Source organism: Streptomyces sp. NPDC014676 (assembly GCF_043084105.1).
GTDB lineage: Bacteria > Actinomycetota > Actinomycetes > Streptomycetales > Streptomycetaceae > Streptomyces.
This window is the reverse complement of the sequence record NZ_JBIBZI010000019.1, coordinates 56,743-79,413: the sequence shown is the minus strand read 5'-3', so window position 1 is coordinate 79,413 and position 22,671 is coordinate 56,743. Positions and strand designations below refer to the sequence as shown.

Annotated in this window: 25 protein-coding genes and 1 tRNA gene; 10 read left to right on the top strand and 16 right to left on the bottom strand. The window is 72.9% G+C overall.

Annotated elements, in window-relative coordinates; all coding sequences use genetic code 11:
* Positions 1 to 12: 12 nt before the first annotated feature.
* Positions 13 to 483 carry a PPOX class F420-dependent oxidoreductase gene (locus ACF1DX_RS35130; protein ID WP_391795200.1) on the bottom strand — a complete coding sequence of 157 codons (471 nt, stop codon included), beginning with the start codon at positions 481 to 483 and terminating at the stop codon, positions 13 to 15.
* A gap of 297 nt (positions 484 to 780) precedes the next feature.
* Here ACF1DX_RS35130 and ACF1DX_RS35125 point away from each other — a divergent pair, with 297 nt between their 5' ends.
* Positions 781 to 1,506, top strand: a complete 726-nt coding sequence (locus ACF1DX_RS35125) for an ANTAR domain-containing protein (protein WP_391795199.1) — start codon at positions 781 to 783, stop codon at positions 1,504 to 1,506.
* Positions 1,507 to 1,523: 17 nt separating this feature from the next.
* Here ACF1DX_RS35125 and ACF1DX_RS35120 read toward each other — a convergent pair whose 3' ends face one another.
* The 3 genes from ACF1DX_RS35120 to ACF1DX_RS35110 form a co-directional block, all read right to left on the bottom strand.
* The gene (locus ACF1DX_RS35120; RefSeq protein WP_391795198.1) at positions 1,524 to 2,345 is read right to left on the bottom strand and encodes a YceI family protein; all 822 of its coding nucleotides are present in this window, start codon (positions 2,343 to 2,345) and stop codon (positions 1,524 to 1,526) included.
* A gap of 117 nt (positions 2,346 to 2,462) precedes the next feature.
* Complete coding sequence (locus tag ACF1DX_RS35115) at positions 2,463 to 5,003, bottom strand: MFS transporter (RefSeq protein WP_391795197.1); 2,541 nt, start codon at positions 5,001 to 5,003, stop codon at positions 2,463 to 2,465.
* A gap of 13 nt (positions 5,004 to 5,016) precedes the next feature.
* Complete coding sequence (locus ACF1DX_RS35110) at positions 5,017 to 5,508, bottom strand: MarR family winged helix-turn-helix transcriptional regulator (RefSeq protein WP_391795196.1); 492 nt, start codon at positions 5,506 to 5,508, stop codon at positions 5,017 to 5,019.
* Between the two features lie 287 nt (positions 5,509 to 5,795).
* On the opposite strand from ACF1DX_RS35110, the gene ACF1DX_RS35105 reads away from it, so the two are divergent.
* A complete protein-coding gene (locus ACF1DX_RS35105; RefSeq protein WP_344569486.1) occupies positions 5,796 to 5,993 on the top strand; it encodes a hypothetical protein in 198 nt (65 codons plus the stop codon).
* A 105-nt stretch (positions 5,994 to 6,098) separates the two neighbouring features.
* On the opposite strand, the gene ACF1DX_RS35100 is transcribed toward ACF1DX_RS35105, so the two are convergent.
* The 8 genes from ACF1DX_RS35100 to ACF1DX_RS35065 form a co-directional block, all read right to left on the bottom strand.
* Positions 6,099 to 7,001 carry an RNA polymerase sigma factor SigF gene (locus tag ACF1DX_RS35100; RefSeq protein WP_030857287.1) on the bottom strand — a complete coding sequence of 301 codons (903 nt, stop codon included), beginning with the start codon at positions 6,999 to 7,001 and terminating at the stop codon, positions 6,099 to 6,101.
* Positions 7,002 to 7,248: 247 nt separating this feature from the next.
* On the bottom strand, positions 7,249 to 8,250 hold the full coding sequence (locus ACF1DX_RS35095; RefSeq protein WP_391795238.1) for an RNA polymerase sigma factor SigF: 1,002 nt from the start codon (positions 8,248 to 8,250) through the stop codon (positions 7,249 to 7,251).
* Positions 8,251 to 8,427: 177 nt separating this feature from the next.
* Positions 8,428 to 8,721 (bottom strand): Dabb family protein, encoded by a 294-nt coding sequence (locus ACF1DX_RS35090; RefSeq protein ID WP_391795195.1) that lies wholly within the window; start codon positions 8,719 to 8,721, stop codon positions 8,428 to 8,430.
* Positions 8,721 to 8,897, bottom strand: a complete 177-nt coding sequence (locus ACF1DX_RS35085; RefSeq protein ID WP_385192317.1) for a hypothetical protein — start codon at positions 8,895 to 8,897, stop codon at positions 8,721 to 8,723. Before ACF1DX_RS35085 ends, ACF1DX_RS35090 begins: the two co-directional genes overlap by 1 nt.
* 90 nt (positions 8,898 to 8,987) lie before the next feature.
* Positions 8,988 to 9,072, bottom strand: a tRNA-Ser gene (locus ACF1DX_RS35080).
* A 45-nt stretch (positions 9,073 to 9,117) separates the two neighbouring features.
* Positions 9,118 to 9,549 (bottom strand): tRNA adenosine(34) deaminase TadA, encoded by a 432-nt coding sequence (gene tadA, locus ACF1DX_RS35075; RefSeq protein ID WP_391795237.1) that lies wholly within the window; start codon positions 9,547 to 9,549, stop codon positions 9,118 to 9,120.
* 65 nt (positions 9,550 to 9,614) lie between these two features.
* Positions 9,615 to 10,160, bottom strand: a complete 546-nt coding sequence (locus ACF1DX_RS35070; protein ID WP_391795236.1) for a hypothetical protein — start codon at positions 10,158 to 10,160, stop codon at positions 9,615 to 9,617.
* Between the two features lie 368 nt (positions 10,161 to 10,528).
* Complete coding sequence (locus tag ACF1DX_RS35065; protein WP_391795194.1) at positions 10,529 to 10,732, bottom strand: hypothetical protein; 204 nt, start codon at positions 10,730 to 10,732, stop codon at positions 10,529 to 10,531.
* 137 nt (positions 10,733 to 10,869) lie between these two features.
* Here ACF1DX_RS35065 and upp point away from each other — a divergent pair, with 137 nt between their 5' ends.
* Entirely contained in the window at positions 10,870 to 11,505 is a 636-nt protein-coding gene (gene upp / locus ACF1DX_RS35060) for a uracil phosphoribosyltransferase (RefSeq protein WP_217128816.1), read from the top strand.
* A 10-nt stretch (positions 11,506 to 11,515) separates the two neighbouring features.
* Here the strand turns inward: upp and ACF1DX_RS35055 are convergent, their stop codons facing one another.
* From ACF1DX_RS35055 to ACF1DX_RS35045, 3 genes are all read right to left on the bottom strand, one after another.
* Complete coding sequence (locus tag ACF1DX_RS35055) at positions 11,516 to 12,127, bottom strand: LytR C-terminal domain-containing protein (protein WP_391795235.1); 612 nt, start codon at positions 12,125 to 12,127, stop codon at positions 11,516 to 11,518.
* Between the two features lie 136 nt (positions 12,128 to 12,263).
* On the bottom strand, positions 12,264 to 12,560 hold the full coding sequence (locus tag ACF1DX_RS35050) for a type II toxin-antitoxin system VapB family antitoxin (protein WP_004943146.1): 297 nt from the start codon (positions 12,558 to 12,560) through the stop codon (positions 12,264 to 12,266).
* Positions 12,561 to 12,991: 431 nt separating this feature from the next.
* Entirely contained in the window at positions 12,992 to 13,714 is a 723-nt protein-coding gene (locus ACF1DX_RS35045) for a siderophore-interacting protein (protein ID WP_391795234.1), read from the bottom strand.
* Between the two features lie 118 nt (positions 13,715 to 13,832).
* Between ACF1DX_RS35045 and ACF1DX_RS35040 the strand changes: the two genes are divergently transcribed.
* The 6 genes from ACF1DX_RS35040 to ACF1DX_RS35015 all read left to right on the top strand — a co-directional run bounded on the left by ACF1DX_RS35040 (position 13,833) and on the right by ACF1DX_RS35015 (position 20,766).
* On the top strand, positions 13,833 to 16,229 hold the full coding sequence (locus ACF1DX_RS35040; protein WP_391795233.1) for a penicillin acylase family protein: 2,397 nt from the start codon (positions 13,833 to 13,835) through the stop codon (positions 16,227 to 16,229).
* Positions 16,222 to 16,830: a GNAT family N-acetyltransferase gene (locus tag ACF1DX_RS35035; protein WP_391795193.1), complete on the top strand. Its 609-nt coding sequence runs from the start codon at positions 16,222 to 16,224 to the stop codon at positions 16,828 to 16,830. The genes ACF1DX_RS35040 and ACF1DX_RS35035 overlap by 8 nt, the downstream gene beginning before the upstream one ends.
* Positions 16,827 to 17,306 (top strand): cupin domain-containing protein, encoded by a 480-nt coding sequence (locus ACF1DX_RS35030; RefSeq protein ID WP_391795192.1) that lies wholly within the window; start codon positions 16,827 to 16,829, stop codon positions 17,304 to 17,306. Before ACF1DX_RS35035 ends, ACF1DX_RS35030 begins: the two co-directional genes overlap by 4 nt.
* Entirely contained in the window at positions 17,303 to 18,070 is a 768-nt protein-coding gene (locus tag ACF1DX_RS35025; RefSeq protein WP_391795191.1) for an SDR family NAD(P)-dependent oxidoreductase, read from the top strand. Before ACF1DX_RS35030 ends, ACF1DX_RS35025 begins: the two co-directional genes overlap by 4 nt.
* A 220-nt stretch (positions 18,071 to 18,290) precedes the next feature.
* On the top strand, positions 18,291 to 20,069 hold the full coding sequence (locus ACF1DX_RS35020; protein ID WP_391795190.1) for a copper resistance CopC/CopD family protein: 1,779 nt from the start codon (positions 18,291 to 18,293) through the stop codon (positions 20,067 to 20,069).
* A gap of 127 nt (positions 20,070 to 20,196) precedes the next feature.
* Positions 20,197 to 20,766, top strand: coding sequence for a DM13 domain-containing protein (locus ACF1DX_RS35015; RefSeq protein ID WP_391795189.1), 570 nt, complete (start codon positions 20,197 to 20,199; stop codon positions 20,764 to 20,766).
* A gap of 28 nt (positions 20,767 to 20,794) precedes the next feature.
* On the opposite strand, the gene ACF1DX_RS35010 is transcribed toward ACF1DX_RS35015, so the two are convergent.
* Complete coding sequence (locus tag ACF1DX_RS35010; RefSeq protein WP_391795188.1) at positions 20,795 to 21,460, bottom strand: maleylpyruvate isomerase family mycothiol-dependent enzyme; 666 nt, start codon at positions 21,458 to 21,460, stop codon at positions 20,795 to 20,797.
* A gap of 143 nt (positions 21,461 to 21,603) precedes the next feature.
* Here ACF1DX_RS35010 and ACF1DX_RS35005 point away from each other — a divergent pair, with 143 nt between their 5' ends.
* Entirely contained in the window at positions 21,604 to 22,560 is a 957-nt protein-coding gene (locus tag ACF1DX_RS35005; protein ID WP_391795187.1) for a GlxA family transcriptional regulator, read from the top strand.
* The last annotated feature ends 111 nt before the right edge of the window (positions 22,561 to 22,671 follow it).

Genomic DNA, 22,671 nt, shown 5'->3' with positions numbered 1-22,671 from the left:
GCCCTCATCCGCCTACTCCCCCTCGACCAGTCGCGCCGGGAAACCGCCGGTCGCCACCGGGCCCCAGCGCTCCGGGGTGATCCGGATGATCGACTTGCCCTGCTTGACCATGGCGGCGCGGTACTCGTCCCAGTCAGGGTGCTCGCCGGCGATGTTCCGGTAGTACTCCACCAGCGGCTCCACGGACTCGGGCGAGTCCACCACCTCGGCGGTGCCGTCGATCTGGACCCACGGCCCGTTCCACTCGTCGCTGAGGACGATCAGGCTCACCCGGGTGTCCCGCTTGGCGTTGCGGGTCTTGGCGCGCTCGGGGTACGTGGAGACCACGATCCGGCCCGAGTCGTCGACCCCGCAGGTCAGCGGTGAGCCCTGGGGCCCGCCGTCGGCCCGCCGGGTCAGCAGGATCGCCCGGTGCCGGGGCCGTACGAAGTCCAGCAGCTCGTCGAGGGAGACACGGGTGTTCGTCGCGATGTTCGGTGCCATGGCGTCAGACTAGGCCGCCCCGGCCTCCGGGAGAGCGTCGTACACGGGAACGTCGCGGCGCGGGTCCGCCGGTCCGCGTCCGGGATTCCGGCAAGGCCGCTTTCCCGACCCGTCCGCCCCTCCACCACGCCGGAGGGCACCGGTGGGAGCGGACCGGGGTGGCGACCGGCCCGGATGTCGATACCCCAGGTCCGGGCGTCACCTCATCGCAACCGAACGGATAGAGTTCTGTGCGTCCTGTGCTCGCAGTCGGGAATGTGCTGCGGAGCTCTCCTGCGCACGGCCGTGGCGCCGTGCATGCCGAAGAGGTTCGTGGTGGTTGCGTCCCGGTTTTCTGATTTGCCCCGTTTCCCGGCCGGGTTGGAGCTGGCGGAAGCGCTCACGTCGGCGGCACGGCGACTGCACGAGACGTCCACCCCGGAGAGCACCCTGGACACGGCCGTCCGTCTCGCGGTCGACCTCGTGCCCGGCGCCGACCACGCGGGCATCTCCGTCATCGGGCGGGACGACCGGCGCTCCCCGCTCGCCTGGACCGACGACGTCGTGCGCACCGCCGAGGAGGGCGGCGACCCCGGGGCCGGGCACCAGCCGTACTGGCAGCGCCTGTGGAACGCCCCCGTGGCCGAGGTGGAGGACAGCGAGAACGGTGAGGGCGACGACGCGCTCCGCGGACTGGGTCTGCGTTCCGTGCTGTCGCTGCGGCTGCGGGCCGACCGCCGCCGGCTGACCGTGCTCACCGCCTACGCCCGCAAGCCGCGCGCCTTCGACGAGACCGCGCTGCGGATCGGCCGGCTGTTCACCGCGCACGTCGGCATCGCCCTCGACTCCGCCACCGTGCGCGAGCAGCTCACCGAGGCCATGCGCACCCGGGACCTGATCGGCCAGGCCACCGGCATCCTCATGGAGCGCCTGGACATCGACGCGGCCGGCGCCTTCGACAGCCTGGTGCGGGCCTCGCAGCGGGAGAACGTCAAACTGCGCGACCTCGCCCGCCGCATCGTCGACCCGCCCGGCGCCCCCTGACGGGCCTCACGAGGGCCTCACGCGGCCGGGAGCGACTCCCCCTGGACGGCCTGGACGTCCAGCTCCACCCGGAGGGTCGTGCCGATGGCCGCGATGCCGGCCTGGACGACCTGGTTGTAGTTCATCGCGAAGTCCTCGCGCCGCAGCTCGGCCGTGGCGCGGAAGGCCGCCCGGGTGCCGCCCCAGGGGTCCGCCCCGGTGCCGAGGTAGGCCAGATCGAGGTCGACGGGCCGGACGACACCCCGCATGGCCAGCTCGCCGTGGACCGTCCAGCGGTCGGAACCCGTCCCGGTCAGGCCGGTGGACCGGTACGTGATCTCGGGGTACCGCTCGACGTCCAGGAAGTCCGCGGACCGCAGATGGGTGTCGCGCGTCCCGTTGCCGGTGTCGATGGACGCCGCCCGGATCACCGCCTCCACGCGGGACTTGGCGACGTCGTCCGGCGCGATCTCCACCAGGGCCGCGAACTCGGTGAACCGGCCCCGCACGCTGGAGATGCCCAGGTGCTGGGCGACGGCCGCCACGCTCGAGTGCGCCGGGTCCACGGTCCACGGCCCCGGCGGCGGCAGCTCGGTGCCGCCCTGCCGGGCCAGCGTCACCGTCCCGACCTCGGCCCGCCCGCTCGCGGTGACGATGGCGCTCGCGGCGGCGGGCGCGTACCCGACCGCGGTGACGACGACGGTGTACGCCCCCGGCGCCAGCGCGGTGGTGTCCCGGACGGCGCCCTCGGCGTCCGCCCCGGCGCGCAGCACCTGTGTACCGGTCCCGTCGGTCACCGTGACGACCGCGTGCGACACGGCCCATCCGTCCCGGGTGCGGATCCTCGCGGTCAGTGGCATCCCGTTTTCTCCCTGCACATGCTCATACGCGTACAAAATGGTCGTGAACAGACCGGCCCGCGGCGGGGGCGCGTCTCCGCTACAGGACGCGCCCGCCCGCCACGGGCCGGGGTCTCGCTACTCGCCCGGGTGGGCGAGCTCGATGTCGTGGTCGTCGACACCGGTGCCGGAGACGGTCAGCGCCGTCGCCACCGGCGGGTAGCCCGTCGCGATGACGGTGTACTCGCCGCCGTCCAGATCGGCGAAGGCGTACGCCCCGTCCGCACCGGTCGTCGCCGTGCCGGCCACGTTGCCGGCCGCGTCGACCAGGGTGACCCGGGCGTCGGCCAGCGGCCCGTGCGGGGCGCGGACCACGCCCCGCACCTGGGCGCCGGTCTCCAGGCCGACCTCGACCCGGGTGACCCCGGTGCCGCCCACCTCGACGGGCAGGGCGCGCGGCCGGTACCCGGCGGCGTTCACCGCCACGGTCACCGCGCCCGGCACCAGCTCGGCGAACGAGAACTCGCCCTGCTCACCGGTGCTCCCGGTGGCCAGCAGATCGCCGCGCACATCGGTGACGATCACCATCGCGTCCTTCACCGGCAGCCCGCCGTCCGCCGTGCGGACCAGTCCGGTCAGCCCGCTGGTGCCGCTGAGCAGGATGTCGTAGGAGACGGGTTCGCCGTTCACGACGATCGTGGACGCCTGCGGCTGGTGGCCGTCGGCGGCGGCGATCAGGACGTACGACCCGGCGCCGGGCGCGTCCACCGCGTACGCGCCGTCGGCCTGCGCCACCGACCGGCCGAGCTGACGCCCGCCCAGCGATATCAGCGTGACGGCGGCCTGCGGCACGGGCACGCTGTCGGCGCCGCGCACGACACCGCGTACCGGGACGCCACCGGAGACGGGCGCCTCCGGCTCACCGGGGCCGGCCGCCGTGGCGACGGCGACGGGGCGCTGCGTGGCCGAGGCGCCCTGGGGCTCCGATGCCACGGCGGCCACCGCACCGGCCGGAACCGGCTCGGCGGCGACGCGGGCGGTCTCCGCCGGGGCCGGGGCCGCCGGCGGGGCGGCCTCGGCCGAGGCCTCCGCGGCCTGGGCCAGCGCGCCGGAGGTCCGCAGCGGGACCTCCTTGATGAACAGCGTCACCAGGAAGGCGAGCAGGGCGATCGGCGCGACGTACAGGAAGATGTCGGCGATGCCGTGCCCGTAGGCGCTCTCCAGCCAGGTGCGGATGGCCGGGGGCAGCAGGTCCATGTCGGGGATCGTGCCGCTGCCGGAGGCCTGGGCGGCCGCCGTCTGCTCCCGCGGGCCGAGCTGCCCGATGGTGTCCTGGGCGTAGCCGCTGATCCGGCTGGACATGACCGAGCCGAGCACGGAGACGCCCACCGCGCCGCCGAGGGACCGGAAGAAGGTCACGACGGAGGAGGCCGCGCCCAGGTCGCCCGGGGCCACCTGGTTCTGCGTGCACAGGACCAGGTTCTGCATCATCATGCCGACGCCGAGACCCATGAGCGCCATGAAGACGCCGATGTGCCAGTACGGGGTGTCGTAGCGCATGGTGCCCAGCAGGCCCAGGCCCGCCGTGAGCAGCACGCCGCCGGCCAGCAGCCAGCTCTTCCACTTGCCGGTCTTGGTGATGACGATGCCGGAGACCGTCGACGATATGAACAGGCCGCCGATCATCGGGATGGTCATGACGCCCGACATCGTCGGGGACTTGTCCCGGGCCAGCTGGAAGTACTGGCTGAAGTAGACGGTGCCCGCGAACATCGCGATGCCGACGAACAGCGAGGCCAGCGAGGCCAGCGCGATGGTGCGGTTCCTGAACAGGCGCAGCGGGATGATCGGCTCGCTGGCCTTCGACTCGACGAAGAGGAAGACCATCGTCAGGACGAGCGCGCCGCCGACCATGACGCCGGTCTGCCAGGACATCCAGTCGTACTTGTCGTCGGCGAAGGTGACCCAGACGAGCAGCAGGCAGACGGCCGCGGTGACGAAGAAGGCGCCGGCCCAGTCGACCTTGACCTTCCGCTTGACCACGGGCAGGTTCAGCGTCTTCTGCAGCACGATCAGCGCGATGACCGCGAAGGGCACGCCGACGTAGAGGCACCAGCGCCAGCCGAGCCAACTGGTGTCGGTGATCACGCCGCCGAGCAGCGGGCCGCCGACGGTCGCGACGGCGAAGGTGGCGCCGATGTAGCCGGAGTACCGGCCGCGCTCGCGCGGGGAGATCATCGCGGCCATGATGATCTGCGCCAGGGCGGACAGACCGCCGGCGCCCAGGCCCTGGATGGCCCGCGCGGTGATCAGCATGCCCGGGTTCTGCGCCAGACCGGCCACGACGGAGCCGATGACGAAGACGACCAGGGCCGCCTGGACCAGGATCTTCTTGCTGGTGAGGTCGGCGAGCTTGCCCCACAGGGGGGTGGAGGCGGTCATCGTCAGCAGCGAGGCGGTGACGACCCAGGTGTAGGCGCTCTGGCCGCCGCCGAGGTCGCCCACGATCTCGGGCAGGGCGTTGGTGACGATGGTCGACGACAGGATGGCGCAGAACATGCCGAGCAGCAGCCCGGACAGCGCCTCCATGATCTGCCGATGGGTCATCGGAGCGTCTGCGGAGGAGCCTCCCCCGTGCTTGGCATGAGCCCGCACACCGTTCGGTGTGGTCGTTGCCATGGACTTCCTTCTCTTACGTGCTTGCGGGTGTACGGGTGGTCTGTTCGGGAGCGGGAGGTGCCGGGCGGGGCGCCGTCCGGCAGTCGCCGAAGCTGTCCCTGAGCCGGGTCATCAGCTGGGTGAGCCGGCTGACCTCGTCGTCGGACCAGTCGTCCAGGCGCTCCGAGAGGAGCTGGGTGGACCGCCGGAACAGCTCGTCGAGCTGGGTCCGGCCGGCGGGGGTGAGGTGCAGGATGCGGGACCGTTTGTCGGCGGGGTCGGGAGAGCGTTCGATCCAGCCGCGCTCGGCCAGGTGTGCGACGTGGCGGCTGGTGACCGACATGTCCACGGACAGCAGCTCGGCGAGCCTGCTCATGCGCATGTCGCCGTGGCGGCCGAGCAGCGCCAGCACGGCGGCGGAGCCGCTGGGGCAGCCGGTCGGCATGATCCGGTTCATTTCCCGCTTGACGGCGCCGAAGGCGCTGAACTGTCGGACCAGTTCCTCGTACTGCGCCTGCCCGGCCATGGCACCTCCCGTTTTGATTGCTTAGGGCAACGATAGGAATTGATGGTTGCTGAAGGCAAATAAAAACGGGCCTCCTGGCTCAAAAACTTGGCAAAGGCAAGTAATCGCGAAAGTAAACCCGCAGGTCCGAGGGTGTCCGCACCGGTGGCTCCGCCCCTCAGCCCCGGCCGACGCCACCTGTCACTCCTTGCCGGCGCCGCTCGTCACTCCCGGTCGGCACCACCCGTCGGTCCTTGCCGACGCCCCCACTTGGGCGCCTCACCGGGCATTCGCTAGGGTCTCGGGGCATGGCTAACACCCAGGGCCCGCAGGGCAACCACGACCCCGCCGGCAGCACCCAGATGTTCCGCGCGTTCGTCGACGAGGAACCCCAGGGCCGACAGGCCGCCGCGACCACCGGCGGCGGCCCGCGGATCGGCCTGATCGTCGGCGTCGTCGTCGCCGTGGCGGTCGTCGCGGCGGTGGCTTGGCTCGCATTGAAGTAGCCGGCAACGCGGCGGCCGCCGTTGCGCCCCACAAGGCGCCCCGGCGGCCACGAAACCGATGTCACGCGCGGAGCGTCCCTCGGGCGCTCCGCCTTCCGTCGTGCCTCAGTCCGAGATGAGGCCCTCCCGCAGCTGGGCCAGCGTCCGGGTGAGCAGGCGCGAGACGTGCATCTGGGAGATGCCGACCTCCTCGCCGATCTGCGACTGGGTCATGTTGGCGAAGAAGCGGAGCATGATGATCCGCCGCTCCCTGGGCGGCAGCTTGGCCAGCAGCGGCTTGAGGGACTCGCGGTACTCCACACCCTCCAGCGCCGTGTCCTCGTAGCCGAGACGGTCCGCGAGCGAGCCCTCTCCGCCGTCGTCCTCGGGGGCGGGGGAGTCCAGCGAGGACGCCGTGTACGCGTTGCCGACCGCGAGCCCGTCGACGACGTCCTCCTCCGACACGCCCAGCACGGCGGCGAGTTCGGCGACCGTCGGGGAGCGGTCCAGCTTCTGGGAGAGCTCGTCGCCGGCCTTCGTCAGCGCCAGGCGCAGCTCCTGCAGCCGGCGCGGTACCCGCACCGACCACGACGTGTCGCGGAAGAACCGCTTGATCTCGCCGACCACCGTCGGCATCGCGAACGTCGGGAACTCCACGCCCCGTTCGCAGTCGAAGCGGTCGATCGCCTTGATCAGCCCGATGGTGCCGACCTGGACGATGTCCTCCATCGGCTCGTTGCGCGAGCGGAACCGCGCCGCCGCGTACCGCACCAGCGGCAGGTTGAGCTCGATCAGGGTGTCCCGGACGTAGGCGCGCTCCGGGCTGTCCTCGTCCAGCGCGGCGAGCCGCAGGAACAGGGAGCGGGACAGGGTGCGGGTGTCGAGGGCCGCCGTGTCCGGGAGTTCCGGAGCGGGCGTGGTCGGGAGGGCCGGGCCCTCGTCGATGGGGCCGAGTGCGTCGAGAGCATGGGGAGCTGTCTCGCTCTCCGCGAGCGTGAGCACCTTCGAGCTGCCCTGTTCTGCGGACATGCCACCCCCTTTGGGTCGCGGGACGGTCGCGGCGGACGCTCCCCGATCGAGGAACGCAGCCATCACCTGGAATACCGGCGCCGAGGCTCCGGCAAACGCGCTTTCCGCAGAATGTCACATGTCGGCAACGCGCTGTAGTGACATATCGACATCCGAGATGTGAATCAGCCCTGGAAACAAGGGGTCTGACGGGCTTTCGGACCAGAAGCGCACAGAAGAGTGCTGTGGGACGATTCGCTCTTTCCGGTTACGCCTCGATCCTGTTTGCGGACCGCAGCCGCTGGAAGCTGCGCGCCAGCAGCCGGGACACGTGCATCTGCGAGACACCGAGCTCCGCGCTGATCTGCGACTGGGTGAGATTGCTGTAGTAACGCAGCAGCAGGATGCGCTGCTCCCGCTCGGGGAGCTGGACGAGGAGGTGCCGGACGAGGTCGCGGTGCTCGACGCCGTCCAGGGCGGGATCCTCGTATCCCAGCCGGTCCAGCAGTCCGGGCATCCCGTCGCCCTCCTGCGCGGCCTCCAGCGAGGTGGCGTGGTACGACCGTCCCGCCTCGATGCAGGACAGCACCTCCTCCTCGGAGATGCGCAGCCGCTGGGCGATCTCGGCGGTCGACGGGGAGCGCCCGAAGGCGGTCGTCAGGTCCTCGGTCGCGCTGTTGACCTGCACCCACAGCTCGTGCAGCCGGCGCGGTACGTGGACGGTGCGGACGTTGTCCCGGAAGTACCGCTTGATCTCGCCGACCACCGTCGGCATCGCGAACGTCGGGAACTGGACGCCCCGGTCGGGGTCGAAGCGGTCGATGGCGTTGATCAGCCCGATGGTGCCGACCTGGACGACGTCCTCCATCGGTTCGTTGCGGGAGCGGAAGCGGGCGGCGGCGTAGCGCACCAGCGGCAGGTTGGCCTCGATGAGCGCGGCGCGCACGCGGGTGTGCTCCGGCATGCCCGGCTCCAGCTCCTTGAGCTGGCCGAAGAGCAGCTGGGTCAGGGCCCGGGTGTCGGCGCCGCGCCGCTTGGCGGGGCTCACCGGCCGGTCGTCGGCGGTCGCGGCCGGGTCGGGAGAGGCCGGGTCGGGAGAAGCGGGGTCGGGAGAAGCGGGGCCGGGAGAAGCGGGATCGGGAGAGTCCGGAACGGAGGAGGGCGGGGCGGGGGAGGGCGGGGCGAGGGGGGACCGGGCGGGGGCCGGGGCCTGGACCGCGTCGGGGGACACCTCGTCCTGGGGCGGCGCAGTACTGGCCGGCACGGTCAACGCCACCTCTTCATCGCTCACATCGTCCGTCGACTCATCCCTCAAAAGCGGTCATAGCATCACAAGACTGACTCAGTGTGCGCAAGTACCGCATATTCCGTGTTGAGCGCCAAACGTGGACGTACGGAACGACGAAACCCCCCGCCGTCATGGCGAGGGGCTCCTGGGGGCGGAGTGTCAGAACTCGTAGTCGGCGATCACCCACGTGGCGAACTCGCGCCACAGTCCGACGCCCGCCTGGTGCTCCGGGTGCTCCACGTACCGGCGCAGCGCCTCCGCGTCCTCGAACGCCGAGTTGATGGCGAAGTCGTAGGCGATGGGGCGGTCGCTGATGTTCCAGGCGCACTCCCAGAAGCGGATCTCCGGGATCCTGCCGTCCAGCGCGCGGAAGGCCTCCACGCCCCTCACGACCCTCGGGTCGTCGCGCTCGACGCCCTCGTTCAGCCGGAAGAGCACCAGGTGGCGGATCATCACTTTCCTCCGTTGGCCAGCCAGGTCATGAAGTCGCCGATGGCCTTCGCGGCCTCCGATATGCCCTCGAACCCTATCTGGACGTAGTCGGCCGCGGTCTCCGGGTCCGTGATGATCAGGTACAGCACGAAGACCACGACGACGTAGACGGCGATCTTCTTCGCGTTCACCGCCACCGCGGCCCCCCTGTCACTGGTGTCACACGAGCATCGAGCGGCCCCATGATCGCACGAAGGGCCCCGTCTGACGACGGGGCCCTTCACCAGCGGTAGCGGAGGGATTTGAACCCTCGGTGACTTGCGCCACACTCGCTTTCGAGGCGAGCTCCTTCGGCCGCTCGGACACGCTACCGAGGGAGACCCTACAACAAGGTGGGGCGTGGTTTGAAATCGGTATTCAGCGGTTCCGGAAGAACTCCGTGAGCAGCCGGGCGCACTCCTCGGCGAGTACGCCCCCGACGACTTCGGGGCGGTGGTTGAGCCGCCGGTCGCGGACCAGGTCCCACAGGGAGCCGGCCGCGCCCGCCTTCTCGTCCCGGGCGCCGTAGACCACCCGGTCCACCCGCGACTGCTGGAGGGCGCCCGCGCACATCGTGCACGGCTCCAGCGTCACCACCAGGGTGCAGCCGGCCAGCCGCCACTCCCCGAGCCTCGCGGCGGCCCGCCGGACGGCGAGGATCTCCGCGTGGGCCGTGGGGTCGCCGACGGCCTCGCGCTCGTTGTGGGCGGCGGCCAGCACGGTGGTGCCGTCCGGGGCCAGCACGACGGCGCCGACGGGTACGTCCCCGCCCTGGACGGCCCGTGAGGCCTCGTCCAGGGCGAGCCGCATCGCCGCCCGCCAGGGGTCGCGTACCGGGTCCGGCGGTCCGGGCGGGGTGGTGGTGGACGGCACGGTCAGCGGACGGTCTCCAGGACCTCCGAGGCGCCCAGGGCCTCGGCGATCTCGGTGACGGCGTCCTCGGTCATCGAACGCAACTCCTTCTCGCTCACGCCCAGGTCCTCCAGGACCTGCGCGTCGCCGACCGGTCCGTGCGGCACGGCGTCGGTGGAGCCGGCGGACACGGTGCCGGCGTCGGCGTCGGCGTCCTCGTCGTCCGGTTCACCGTCCTCCGTGCCGTCGAGGTCGAGGGCGTCCAGGTCGGGTCCGTCGTCCCCGGGTTCCCGGCCGAGCAGCTCGTCGGTGAGGAGGATCTCCCCGTAGCTGCTGCGGGCGGCGGCGGCGGCGTCGGAGACGTAGACCCGGGGATCCTCCTCGCCGTCCACGCGGACGACACCGAACCAGCCGTCCTCCTGCTCGATCAGCACGAGCACCGTGTCCTCGTCGGGAGAGGCCTCCCGGGCCAGGTCGGCCAGATCCGACAGGGTTTCCACATCGTCGAGTTCCGTGTCGCTCGCTTCCCACCCGTCTTCGGTGCGCGCGAGCAGTGCGGCGAAGTACACCGTGACTCTCCCACTGGTCATAGGCGTGCCGGTTGGGGGTCCCCCCGGCGGAGGTGTTGCGGGCGGGGAGACGGCACTGCGAGCCCCACCCACTCGGAATCGTGGCAGAAACAAGGCCATCAGGGGACGTCTTCGGCTCCCTGTGTCCGGCATTTTGATCGCAGTACGCCGAGTGCGCCCACGAAGGACTCACCAGCGCACTCCTTGCCGCCACGTGCGGATCGTACGCGGACTCACGCGCCTTTCCCGCACGGGCACTTCGGCAAACGTGTGCGCGTGGTGCGATCTTCCCGCGGCCGGATGCGATTTTCCCCGGTGCCGCCTGCCGGCTCTCCCCGGTGCCGCCGGCCGGCGGAGTCCGGCGCCGGCTACCAGCGGAAGGTACGCATGCGCATCGCGTGACGCAGCCGGGCGGCCTTGGCGCGGCGCGGCTGGACCCGGTCGCGCAGCGCCCGGGCCTCGGCGAGTTCGCGCAGGAACCGGGCGCGGCGGCGCCGCCGCTCGGCCTCCGTCTCCGCCGGACCGTGTGTCCCGCGCGGTGACGGATTGTCTCGGTCGTCCTGCTCAGGCATCGGTTCACCACCCCAGTCCGTCCCTCCCACCTTCCCCCGGACGGGCGGTTTGACGCCAGCGAACGAGTGACGGACGCACGGGGGGCTTGCCGTGTGCGGGGACGCCGGGCCGGCCGGGCCCGGTTAATGTTGACGCCATGCGTCTCCACGTCGTCGACCACCCTCTGGTCGCCCACAAGCTCACCACGCTGCGCGACCAGCGCACCGACTCCGCGACCTTCCGCCGTCTCGCCGACGAGCTGGTCACCCTGCTCGCCTACGAGGCCACGCGCGACGTGCGCACCGAACAGGTCGACATCCAGACGCCGGTCGAGCGGACCACGGGTGTCAAGCTCTCCCACCCGCGTCCGCTGGTGGTGCCGATCCTGCGGGCCGGTCTCGGCATGCTGGACGGCATGGTGCGGCTGCTGCCGACCGCCGAGGTGGGTTTCCTCGGCATGATCCGCAACGAGGAGACGCTGCAGGCGTCGACGTACGCCACCCGGATGCCGGAGGACCTCTCCGGGCGCCAGGTCTACGTCCTGGACCCGATGCTCGCCACCGGCGGCACGCTGGTCGCGGCGATCCAGGAGCTGATCCGGCGCGGCGCGGACGATGTGACCGCCGTGGTGCTGCTGGCCGCGCCCGAGGGCGTCGAGGTCATGGAGCGCGAGCTGGCCGGCACCCCGGTGACCGTGGTGACGGCGTCGGTCGACGAGCGGCTCAACGAGCACGGCTACATCGTGCCGGGCCTCGGCGACGCGGGGGACCGGATGTACGGGGCGGCGGAGTAGGGCCCGCGGCTCAGCAGTTCTTCTTCGAGGCGGGCGTCGCCTCGGGTTCGGCCAGTGCGGTCAGGGCCCGGTCGGCGTCCGCCTTCGTCGTCAGGGCCTTGAACCCGTCGCCGATGATCAGGTCGATCTCGGTGCCCTTGCGGGCGGGGTCGGTACGGCGTTCGGCGTCGGCGAGCTGGGTGCCGAGCACCGGCAGCGAGGTGTCGAGGGCGGCGGCGGGCCCGAGGAGTACGCCGGTGCCCTTGACCTTCTTGTCGTACTCCTTGGTCGCGTTGCCGATCTCGCCGACCTTGAAGCCGCGCTTCTTCAGCTCGTCGGCGGTCTTCTGGGCGAGTCCGCCGCGGGTCGTGGCGTTGAGGACGTTGACCGTGATGGTCCCGGGCCGGGGCAGCGCCTTCGGGGCGGCCGTACGGCTCACCGTGTCGGCGCAGGCCGCCTTGGTGCCGTTCGCGGAAGCGGGGTCGCCGCCGCCGGTGAACACGTCGATGAGCTGGAGCGTGCCCCAGCCGCCCACGCCGAGCACGGCCGCGGAGGCGACGGACAGGACGACGAACCTGCCGCGGCGCCGGGGCCGGCGCATCCGCGGGTACTTGTCACCCGTGATCCGGTACTGGCCGCCCATGCCGGGTGGAGTGAGCATGCTCATGGGCGCAGCGTAGTGCGCTCGGGCGGCAATGCATACCAGATGATCATCCGACTGCGTGTAGTCCGACCCGAAAGGGGCAAGCCTGTCCGCACGGGAGGACGCCGGCCGGGCGTCAGTCCAGTTCGAGGACGCGGGCGTGCAGCACCTGGCGCTGCTGGAGCGCGGCCCGCACCGCGCGGTGCAGCCCGTCCTCCAGGTACAGATCGCCCTGCCACTTCACGACGTGCGCGAAGAGGTCGCCGTAGAAGGTCGAGTCCTCGGCGAGGAGGGTCTCGAGGTCGAGCTGCTGCTTGGTCGTCACGAGCTGATCGAGGCGGACCGGGCGCGGCGCGACGTCCGCCCACTGCCGGGTGCTCTCCCGGCCGTGGTCGGGGTACGGCCGGCCGTTTCCGATGCGCTTGAAGATCACACGGAAAGCCTACCGGTCGACGCGTTCCGGGCGCAGCCATGGCGACGCAGTGCGACGCCGGAAAAGGCACCCGAATACGGGACGAAACGGGATGGTGATCTGATACGACCGATCGCGAGTGCGCGCCGTCGGCCACCGCTTCCGGGACCCCGGCCACCGCTTCCGAGGCCCCCGGCCGTTGTTCCGCCCTTCCCGGAGGGAGGCTTCCGTCCGCTTCCCGGAGTCCTTCGCGGCCGTTGCCGCGGCCTCCCGCCGGCCCGTGGGCCGCGTGCCGGAGCCGGGGTTCCTCAGGTCGTCCCCGCGGCTCCCCGCCGTCGTCGTAGTGCTCGACGAGGTGGACGAGGTACCGGCGCGCGGCGAACGTCTCGGGGACGTGCGCCGCGCTCCCGTGTGCGGCCGGATCGTCCGCGGCGGGCCGGCCGCGTCCCGGCTCAGGTCGCGCGCCAGTACCCCAGCGCGTGCACCCGCTGCTTCGGCACGCCCAGTTCCCTGCGCACGAACGCCGACAGCGCGCGGGTGGTCGCGGTGTCGCAGGCGATCCACACGTACGGGTCGGGGGTGGACCGCAGCAGCTCGGGCAGGTCGGCCCGGACCCGTTCGAGCAGCGCCGCCCCGGCCCCCGACCGTGGCACCTCGCGGACCTCGATCCGGTCGGGGTCGGCCCGGAAGGGCAGCCCGTCGAGGGTGCCCTCGAACCAGACGGTCGCCGGAGCCGCACACAGTGCGCCGAGCAGCGAGTTGATGGCCGGCAGCGAGGCCGGGTCGCCGATCGCGACGATGTGGGAGGGGCCGGGGTCCGGCTCCTCGAACCCCGTGCCCTGGACGGTCGCCTCGACGGTGTCGCCGGGTTTCGCCGCCCTGGCCCAGTCGCTGGCGCACCCCTCGTGCAGGGCGAACTCCAGGCCGAAGGTGCCGGCCACCGGGTCGGGGTCGACCAGGGTGTACGCCCGCTGGTGCGGCCTGCCCGCGTTGTCGAACCACAGCCGCACCCACATCGTCGGGTGGACGCCGGTCGCCGCCAGCATCCCGCCGTCGGTGAGGCGCACCCGCCGGTAGCCGGCGGTGACGTCCTCCGCGCCGGTCACGGTGAACGTGAAGTCCTTCGCGCGGAACAGTTTGAGGACCGCGCCCTCCCAACCCCGCCCCTGCCCCATCGCGCCCTCACCCTTCGCGTACGATTTCGTCACGATTTACTTAGGGGAGCCTAACCTAATGGGAAATGAGGGCACAGTGGGTGGCGAGATCTTCCGGGACCCCTGGGGCGTCCCCCATCTGCGCGCGGGGAGTGCGAACGAGCTCGCGTACGCCCAGGGCCGGGTCACCGCCCTCGACCGGGCCTGGCAGCTCGAGGTGGAACGGCACCGCGCGCAGGGCACCTCGGCCTCGTTCCTCGGCCCCGAGGCGCTCCCCTGGGACCGTTTCGTCCGCCGCGCACGCCTGGCCGACACGGCCCGCCGCTGCTGGACCGAACTGCGGCGGACGGACCCGGAGACGGCGGAGTGGGTACGGGCGTACGTGTCCGGCGTGAACGACGGCCTGGCATCCACCGGTGGGACGGACTCCGGTCCGACGCCCGCGCCGGGCGGGGACTTCGACCCGACGGCCGCCGGCTCCGCCGCGAGCGGGAGCGTTTCGGCGGACCGCCCTGCCGGGGGTTCGGTCGGGCAGGGCGGTGGCGGAGGTCCGGCGTCCGGGGCCGCCTCCGCGTCGGCCGGGGGCGTGGGGGCGCGGGGGCCGGCCGCTGGTTCCGGAGCGTCGGGCAGCGGCTCCGCCGCGAGCGGGACCGGGGCGGCGGGCCGCCCTGCCAAGGGTCCGGTGTCCGGGGCCGCCCCCGAGTTCGCCCGTACGGGCCTTCGGCCCGGTCGCTGGGAGCCCTGGACCCCGCTCGCGGTCTGGCTCTCCACCCACATCCTGTTCGCCGGCTTCCCCGCCAAGCTCTGGCGCGCACACATCACCGCCCGCCTCGGCGCGGACGCCGTGGGCCTGTTCGCCTCCGACGGTCCCGGCACCGCCGGCAGCAACGGCTGGATGGTCACCGGGGACCGCACGGTCACCGGGCACGCGGTCATCGCCGGGGACCCGCACCGCTTCATCGAGGACCCCGGCGTCTACCAGCAGATCCGCCTGTCCTGCCCGGAGTTCGACGTCGTCGGCCTCGCCGTGCCCGGTGTCCCCGGCATCGCCCACTTCGGCCACACCGGCACGGTCGCCTGGGCCATCACCAACGCCATGGCCGACTACCAGGACCTCTACCGCGAACGGCTGCGGCGCACCGGCGCCGGGGTGGAGGCGCTCGGCCCGGACGGGGCGTGGCACCGGGCCGCCCGGCACACCGAGACCGTCGAGGTGGCGGGCGAGGAACCGGTCGAGGTCGAGGTCGTCGAGACCGACCGCGGCCCCGTCGTCATCGGTGGCCCCGAGGGCCTCGACGACGGCGTGCCCGAGCCCGGCGAGCCCCCGCTCGCCGTCGCCCTGCGCTACCCGCCCCGCGTCACCGGCGACCTCGGCTTCGGCGCCCTGCTGCCGCTGCTGCGGGCCCGCCGGGCCGCCGACGTGGACCGGGCCGTCGACCGGTGGGCCGAGCCGGTCAACGTGGTCATGGCCGCCGACACCGAGGGCGGCACCCTGCACCGGGTGGCCGGCCGGGTCCCGGTCCGCTCCGAGGCGAACGGGACCCGCCTGGTGCCCGCGTGGGAGCCGGGCCACGAGTGGCGGGGCTGGCACGAGCCGCCGCGCGCCGGACTGACCGACGGTGTCGCGGTCATGGCGAACCAGCGCGGCCCGGCGGCCCCGCTGGGCGTCGAGTTCGCCCCGCCGCACCGCGCCGACCGCATCACCACCCTGCTGGCCCGGCAGACCCGCTGGTCCGCAGCCGACATGTCCGCCCTCCACATGGACACCCACCTCGCCTCCGCCACCCCCCTGCTGGACCTCCTCGCCACCCTCGACGGCCCCACCGCCCCTGCCCCTGCCGCAGCCGACGGCCCTGTCGCCGGGAGCGGTGACCCGGCCCCACGCGGCGGCCCCCTCTCCGCCCCCGCCGCCGCCCTGCGCGACCGTCTCCTCCGATGGGACCGTCACATGGACGCGGACAGCGCCGACGCGGCGCTCTTCGCGGCCGTGCGGGGCGCCGTCGTACGGCGGCTCGCCGCACACCCCGCCTTCGCCGCGGCCGCCGCGCCACCCCCGTACCCCGAGGTCTTCCGCCCCTGGCTCGCCCTCGTCCCCCGCGTCGGCCACGCCCTCGAACACCTCCTCTCCGCCGAGGAACTGTTCGGCGTCGACCGCCCGGCGGTGGTCCGCGCGGCGCTGGAGGAGGTGGCCGCCCGGCCGCCCGCCGGCACCTGGGGCGACACCCACCGCCTGGCCCCCTGGCGGGCGCTGCCGCCGGCCGTGCCGTACGACGAACCCGGCCTCTCCGGCGACCACGACTGCGTGCTGTGCACCTCCCCCGTGCCCGGTCTCACCGACCTCGCCGCGCGCGGCCCGGCCGCCCGCTACGTCTGGGACCTGGCCGACCGGGAGAACAGCCGCTGGGTGGTGCCGCTGGGCGCGTCCGGCGTACCCGGCTCACCCCACCACCGCGACCAGCAGCCCCTGTGGCTCGCCGGAGACCTGGCCCCGGTCCTCACCGACTGGGCACAGCTGAAGAAGGAGACCGATGTCTGACCCGTACGCCTCCCGCACGGCCGTCCACGAGCAGGCGGTCGACGGTTTCGGCACCGTACGCGTCCTGCCGCTGGACCCGGCCGCCGACGCGCCCCTCCTGCACCGCTGGGTGAGCGAGGAACGCGCCGTCTTCTGGGGCATGAACGGCCTCACCGCACAGCGGGTCGCCGAGATCTACGCCCACCTGGACACCCTCGACACCCACCACGCGTACCTCGTCCTGAAGGACGGCGGACCCGCCGCGCTGCTCCAGACGTACGAACCGGAGGCCGACCGCGTCGGCGAGTGCTACCCCGTCGAACCCGGCGACATCGGCATCCACCTGCTGATCGCCCCCGCCGGAACCGGGAGTCCGCGCCCCGGCTGGACCGCCGCCCTGACGGGCGTCCTGGCCGCGTACGTCCTGCTCGGCCTCGGCCGCAAGCGCATAGTGGTCGACCCGGACGTGGCCAACGAGAAGGCCGTCGCCCGCTTCCTCCGGCAGGGTTTCACCGCCGGCCCCGTGGTCGTCCTCCCGGAGATCGACCTCCCGGACGTGTACCTGCCCGAGAAGAAGGCACAACTCGCCTTCCTCACCCGCGAGGTAGCCTTCGGCGGGTGACCCCCGACGACCTCGTCGCCCACTACGGACTGGAGCCGATCCCCCGCGAGGGCGGCCGGTTCCGGCAGACCTGGGCCGGTCCGGCACGCCCCGACGGCCGCCCCGAGGGCACCGCCATCGTCGCCCTGCTCACCGGTGCCCCCGGCGACTTCTCCGCGATGCACCGTCTCCCCACCGACGAGATCTGGCACTTCCACCTCGGCGACCCGCTCGACCTGCTCCTCCTCGCCCCCGACGGCACCGCCCGCACCCCCGTGCTCGGCCCGGACGTCCTCGGCGGCCAGCACGTCCAGCTCACCGTCCCGGCCGGCACCTGGATGGGCGCGCGGGTGGCGGCGGGCGGCGCCTGGACGCTGTTCGGCTGCACGATGGCACCCGGCTTCACCTACGAGGGCTACGAGCACGGCGACGCGGCGGAACTGACGGCGCGCTACCCGGACCGGGCGGCGCTCATCGTGGAACTCTGCCGTCCATGAGCCGAAAGGGTCTGCTCGACGGCCAGGCCGCCCTGGTCACCGGCGCGGGCGGCGGCATCGGCCGGGGCATCGCGCGGAGGTTCGCCGAGGAGGGCGCGGCCGTCGCGCTGCACTGCCGTACGGCGACGGCCGCCGCGCGGGAGACCGCCGACCGCATCCGGGAGTCGGGCGGCGAGGCCGTCGTCCTCCAGGCCGACCTCACCGACGAGGACGCCTGCCACCGCGTGGTGGCCGAGGCGGCCGACCGGTTCGGCGGCCGGCTGACCGCGCTCGTCAACAACGCCGGCGTCCAGCCGGTCCGGGAGCTCGCCGGAATGACGGCGGCCGAGTGGCGGGCGGTCGTGGACACCAACCTCACCACCGTCTTCGCCTGCACCCAGGCGGCGGCGGAGATGATGCGGGACGCCGGGGGAACCATCACCCACATCGCCTCCGTCGAGGCCCGCATTCCGGCACCCGGCCACGCCCACTACACCGCCTCCAAGGCGGCGGTGGTGGCGCACGCCCGCGCGGCGGCCCAGGAGTACGGGCCGTGGGGCGTGCGCGTCAACACGGTCTCACCCGGCCTGATCGACCGGGAGGGCCTGGCCGACGCCTGGCCCGAGGGCGTACGCCGCTGGCGGCGGGCGTCCGCCGTGGGCCGGCTCGGCCGTCCGGAGGACGTCGGCGACGCCTGCGTGTTCCTCGCCTCCCGGCTCGCGTCCTGGGTGACCGGCCACGACCTGGTGGTGGACGGGGGAGCCACGGCCCGGCCGACCTGGTGAGCACACCGGGCCCGCCATCCGTACGTAACCCGGAGCGGGACGGCCGGGAGGCGGGTACGACGTGGAGCGACGGCGGAGCGGGGCGGCGGGCGATGGCGGACGAGACGGAACCCCGGACGGCCACGGAACCCCGAGCGGCCACGGGACCCTGGACGGCCACGGAACCCCGGGCGGCCGCAGAGCCCCGAACCGCCGCGGCCCCCAGCGGCTTCAAGGGCTGGTGCTGCTGGGCGCCCTGCTGGTCCTGTTCGTCCTCGGCGGCGCGGCCCCGGCGAGCGCCCACGCCGCCCTCCGCGGCAGCGACCCCGGGGACGGAAGCGTCGTCGAGTCCGCGCCCCGCCGGCTCACCCTGACCTTCACGGAGTCCGTCGGCCTGCTCGACGACTCCTTCCGCGTCTACGGTCCCGACAACCGCCGGGTCCACCTGGGCGAGCCGCGGCACGCGGACGGCGCCTCCGACACCGCCCGCGCGGACCTGCCCGGCGACCTCGCCGACGGCACGTACACGGTGGCCTGGCGGGTCGTCTCCGCCGACAGCCACCCGGTCTCCGGCGCCTTCACCTTCTCCATCGGCGCACCCTCGCCCACCCCGCCCGCCGCCCCCGCGGACCACGCCGAGCACCCGGTCACCAAGAGCCTCTACGACACCGGCCGCTACCTCGCGTACATCGCCGCCGCGCTGCTCATCGGCACGGCGGCGTTCGCGGCGCTGTGCCGGCCACCGGACCCCGCCCCGCTGCGGCTGCCGCTGCTCACCGGCTGGTGGACCCTGCTGACGGCCACGACCGCCCTGCTCGTCCTGCGCGCCCCGTACGAGAACGGCACCTCGCCGGCGACCGCCCTCGACCTCCAGACGTTCACCGACACCCTCACCGGCCGCCCGGGCATCGCCCTGCTGACCCGCCTGGCCCTGCTGTCGGCGGCAGCGCTTCTCGTACCGCTCCTGAGGCGCCGCGACCCGCGGACCCGCCGGCCGGCCGGTGCGGCACTCGCGATCGCCCTGGCCCTGACCTGGGCGGCGGCCGAACACGCCTCCGCCGGTATCCAGGTCCCGCTGGCCATGGCGTCGTCCGTGCTCCACCTGCTGGCGATGGCGTGCTGGCTCGGCGGCCTGACCGCCCTCCTCCTCACCCTCCACCGCGCGAAGACCCCGCCGCCGACCGCCACGGTCACGCGCTTCTCCCGCCTGGCCTTCGTCTCGGTGACCGTCCTCGTCGTCACCGGCGTCTACCAGTCCTGGCGCGGCCTCGGCTCCTGGTCCGCCCTCACGGGGACGTCGTACGGCCGGACCCTGACCGTCAAACTCGCCGCGACGCTCTTCCTGCTGTCGGCGGCGGCCCTGTCCCGCCGCTGGACGGCCCTCCTGGCGGCACCGGCGGTGGTGGAGGAACGCGTACCGGAACCGGTGGGCGCGTCCGGAGCCCCGCCGGATCCGGAGCCGAGACCGGTGACCTCACCGACGTACGGACCGGACGGACCGGAGGAACCGGAGGAACCGGAGGACCGTCACCGCCGAGCCCTGCGCCGCTCCGTACTGGCCGAAGCCGTCGTGGCGGTGGCTGTCCTGCTGGTCACCACGGTGCTGACCGGCACCCTCCCCGCCCGCGCGGAGGCGGAGGCGGCCAGGGCACCCGAGCCGCAGGTGGCCGGCCTCCCCGGCGCGGAGGCGTTCACCATCCCCTACGACGTGGGCACGCCCGGCGGCCGGGGCACGGTGCAGCTCACGATGGACCCGGGCCGGGTGGGCGAGAACGGCCTCCAGGCGGTGGTCTTCGGCCCCCGGGGCGCCCTGACCTCCGTACCGGAACTCCGCGCCTCCTTCACCCTCGCGGCGAAGGACATCGGCCCCATCGACGCGAAACTGACCGACCGCGGCGGCTACTGGGCCACCAACGACCTCACCCTCCCCCTCGAAGGCACCTGGACGATGACACTGACGATCCGGGTCTCCGAGGTGGACCAGGTGAGCGAGACGCGGCAGGTGGAGATCACCCGCTGAACGCGTGCCAGGCCGTCGATGACGCGTGACACGTAAGGATTTCGTCATCCGCCACGCTGTTCCGGACGGCCGGTCCGCCCCCGTTGGATGGGAACCGAGACGGATGATTCCCAGGAAGGCGAACGACATGGGACGGGTGCGGAGCGCGCTGGTCAGGCCGTGGACGGTCGGGGTGCTGGTGGTGGTGGTCGCCGGGGCCGGTTTCGGGCTGTACTGGTTCCAGCCGTGGAAGCTGTGGCAGGACGAGACGGTGCGGGAGGCGCTGCCCGAGGTCACGGCAGCCGCCTCGGCACCGCCTGCCGGGGAACCGTCCGGGACGGCGGCCACCCCGCCCCCGGCCGGCCCGAAGACGCTGGCGAGCGGCGAGTTGATCAGCCACGAACACGCGACGTCCGGCACGGTGAAGTTCGTGCGGCTGTCCGACGGCAGCCATGTGGTGCGCCTGGAAGGGCTCGACACCAGCAACGGCCCCGACCTGCACGTGTGGCTGACCGACGCGCCGGTGAAGGAAGGACGCGCCGGCTGGCACGTCTTCGACGACGGCCGGTACGTCAGCCTCGGCAAGCTCAAGGGCAACAAGGGCAGCCAGAACTACGCCGTGCCCGAGGACGTCGACCCGTCCCGCTACACCAGCGTCAGCATCTGGTGCGACCGCTTCGACGTCTCCTTCGGAGCGGCGGAACTCGCCCGCGCCTGACGGCCGGGCCGGACGTCACGGCACCGCGTCACGCCGTCCCGCAGCGACTGCGGAGGAGTTCCACGCCGTCGCCTTCGAGATCGTCGCAGTACGCCGCTCGCCCGGTCATGGCCATGATCAGGGCCAAGGTGGGGCCGGACACGAGAGGCCCGGAACCGGTCGTGAACGGGCCGTCGTCCGCCACGAGTCTCAGGCCCCCGATGCGTCCCTTGGCGACGACCACGAGGTCCGTGCCCCGGTAGTACTCGGCCGTCCGGGTGACGACGTCGACCGGACGGCCGCGGCGGATGCCCAGCGGGCGCCGGATGTCCTCTCCGTGCACGATCGTCTCGCCCAGCATGGCGATGGCGGGCAGGGGAGGCTTGGTCGTGCTCGGGACGACGCGCCGGAAACGCTCGAGGGTCTCGCCCGGGGTCGCGCCGAGCTGTTCGGCCAGCCGCACGGCCACCTGCTTGTCGAAGTCGAACCGGCAGCGGATCACACCCGCCAGCCAGCGCACGGTGCCGAGACTCGCGCCCGCGGTCAGGTGCGCCAGTACCTCACGCACCGTCAAACCGTCGCAGAGCGAGGGAGTCGCCCACCGTTCGTCCGTCAGCCCCGCGAGGTCGGCCGCCAGCGCCGCCCGCTCGGCGTGGATCAAGGACCAGACCCCGGTCTCACGACGGCGGTCTGTTGTCTGTGCCGGATCAGTCATACGAAGGAGGACTCCCGCCCCGGAGCAAAGTCATCGTCCATGAGCGATCTTTGTCCGCGAGACCGAGGTCCGACGGTACGTGACCGGTTTCCGGTGGTCGCGGACGGCGGGTACGGCTTCGCGCTCCCTCGTACCCTGTCCCCGTGCCGTCCTCCCGCCTGCATCGTGTCGCCGTTCTCGTGCTCGTGGGGGCGAAGCCGCTCGACGTCGGTATTCCCGCGCAGGTGTTCACGACTCGCGCGAGCATGCCGTACGAGGTGCGCGTGTGCGGGGCGGAGCCCGGTCTGGTGACCGGTGGCGACGGGCTGTCGTACTCCGTCGCCCACGGTCTCGACGCGCTCGCGTGGGCCGACATCGTCTTCATCCCCGGCTACCGGTTCCCGGACCGCGACGACCCGCCGGGGGCCGTCGTCGACGCGCTGATCGCGGCCCACGGCCGGGGCACGCGGCTCGCCGCCATCTCGACGGGCGCCTTCGCGCTCGCCGCCACGGGCCTGCTCGACGGCAGACGCGCCACGACGCACTGGCACTACACGCGGGCGCTCGCGGCGAAGCATCCGCTCGTCCGGGTCGACGAGAACGTCCTGTTCGTCGACGAGGGCAGCGTGCTGACGTCGGCGGGCGCCGCCTCGGGCATCGACCTGTGCCTGCACATCCTGCGCGGCGACCTCGGGGTGGCCGCGTCGAACCACGCGGCCCGGCGCCTGGTCGCGGCCCCCTACCGCAGCGGCGGCCAGGCGCAGTACGTACCGCGCAGCGTGCCCGAGCCGCTCGGCGAACGGTTCGCCGCCACCCGCGAGTGGGCACTGCACCGGCTCGGCGAACCCCTCACCCTCGAGGTGCTCGCGCGGCACGCGGGGGTCTCGCCGCGCACGTTGTCGCGGCGCTTCGTCGAGGACACGGGGTACACGCCGATGCAGTGGGTCATGCGCGCCCGCGTCGACGTGGCCCGTGAGCTGCTCGAGCGTTCGCAGCGGAGCGTGGAGCAGATCGCCGCCGACGTCGGTCTGGGCACCGGCGCGAATCTGCGGCTGCACTTCCAGCACATCCTCGGCACCACGCCGAGCGAGTACCGGCGCACTTTCGCCCAGGGCGAGTAACCCGTCGGCACGTGGCACGATCCTTTTGAACCGTGGCGATCGCGCCGCTGTCACGGTCGGACGCCGCGCGCGACGCTGGTGATGACCCCGCAGGGACCGAAGGGACACCAC

What these genes read in the sequence shown, in the direction of transcription:
- ACF1DX_RS35035 (WP_391795193.1), top strand. Translation starts at nt 16,222, where the DNA reads ATGTCTGACCCGTACGCCTCCCGCACGGCCGTCCACGAGCAGGCGGTC.
- ACF1DX_RS35055 (WP_391795235.1), bottom strand. Translation starts at nt 12,127, where the DNA reads ATGGGCGGCCAGTACCGGATCACGGGTGACAAGTACCCGCGGATGCGC.
- ACF1DX_RS35115 (WP_391795197.1), bottom strand. Translation starts at nt 5,003, where the DNA reads ATGGCAACGACCACACCGAACGGTGTGCGGGCTCATGCCAAGCACGGG.
- ACF1DX_RS35010 (WP_391795188.1), bottom strand. Translation starts at nt 21,460, where the DNA reads ATGACTGATCCGGCACAGACAACAGACCGCCGTCGTGAGACCGGGGTC.
- ACF1DX_RS35090 (WP_391795195.1), bottom strand. Translation starts at nt 8,721, where the DNA reads ATGATCCGCCACCTGGTGCTCTTCCGGCTGAACGAGGGCGTCGAGCGC.
- ACF1DX_RS35120 (WP_391795198.1), bottom strand. Translation starts at nt 2,345, where the DNA reads ATGCCACTGACCGCGAGGATCCGCACCCGGGACGGATGGGCCGTGTCG.
- ACF1DX_RS35065 (WP_391795194.1), bottom strand. Translation starts at nt 10,732, where the DNA reads ATGCCTGAGCAGGACGACCGAGACAATCCGTCACCGCGCGGGACACAC.
- ACF1DX_RS35105 (WP_344569486.1), top strand. Translation starts at nt 5,796, where the DNA reads ATGGCTAACACCCAGGGCCCGCAGGGCAACCACGACCCCGCCGGCAGC.
- ACF1DX_RS35100 (WP_030857287.1), bottom strand. Translation starts at nt 7,001, where the DNA reads ATGTCCGCAGAACAGGGCAGCTCGAAGGTGCTCACGCTCGCGGAGAGC.
- ACF1DX_RS35025 (WP_391795191.1), top strand. Translation starts at nt 17,303, where the DNA reads ATGAGCCGAAAGGGTCTGCTCGACGGCCAGGCCGCCCTGGTCACCGGC.
- ACF1DX_RS35045 (WP_391795234.1), bottom strand. Translation starts at nt 13,714, where the DNA reads ATGGGGCAGGGGCGGGGTTGGGAGGGCGCGGTCCTCAAACTGTTCCGC.
- ACF1DX_RS35130 (WP_391795200.1), bottom strand. Translation starts at nt 483, where the DNA reads ATGGCACCGAACATCGCGACGAACACCCGTGTCTCCCTCGACGAGCTG.
- upp (WP_217128816.1), top strand. Translation starts at nt 10,870, where the DNA reads ATGCGTCTCCACGTCGTCGACCACCCTCTGGTCGCCCACAAGCTCACC.
- ACF1DX_RS35015 (WP_391795189.1), top strand. Translation starts at nt 20,197, where the DNA reads ATGGGACGGGTGCGGAGCGCGCTGGTCAGGCCGTGGACGGTCGGGGTG.
- ACF1DX_RS35110 (WP_391795196.1), bottom strand. Translation starts at nt 5,508, where the DNA reads ATGGCCGGGCAGGCGCAGTACGAGGAACTGGTCCGACAGTTCAGCGCC.
- ACF1DX_RS35125 (WP_391795199.1), top strand. Translation starts at nt 781, where the DNA reads ATGCCGAAGAGGTTCGTGGTGGTTGCGTCCCGGTTTTCTGATTTGCCC.
- tadA (WP_391795237.1), bottom strand. Translation starts at nt 9,549, where the DNA reads ATGCGGCTCGCCCTGGACGAGGCCTCACGGGCCGTCCAGGGCGGGGAC.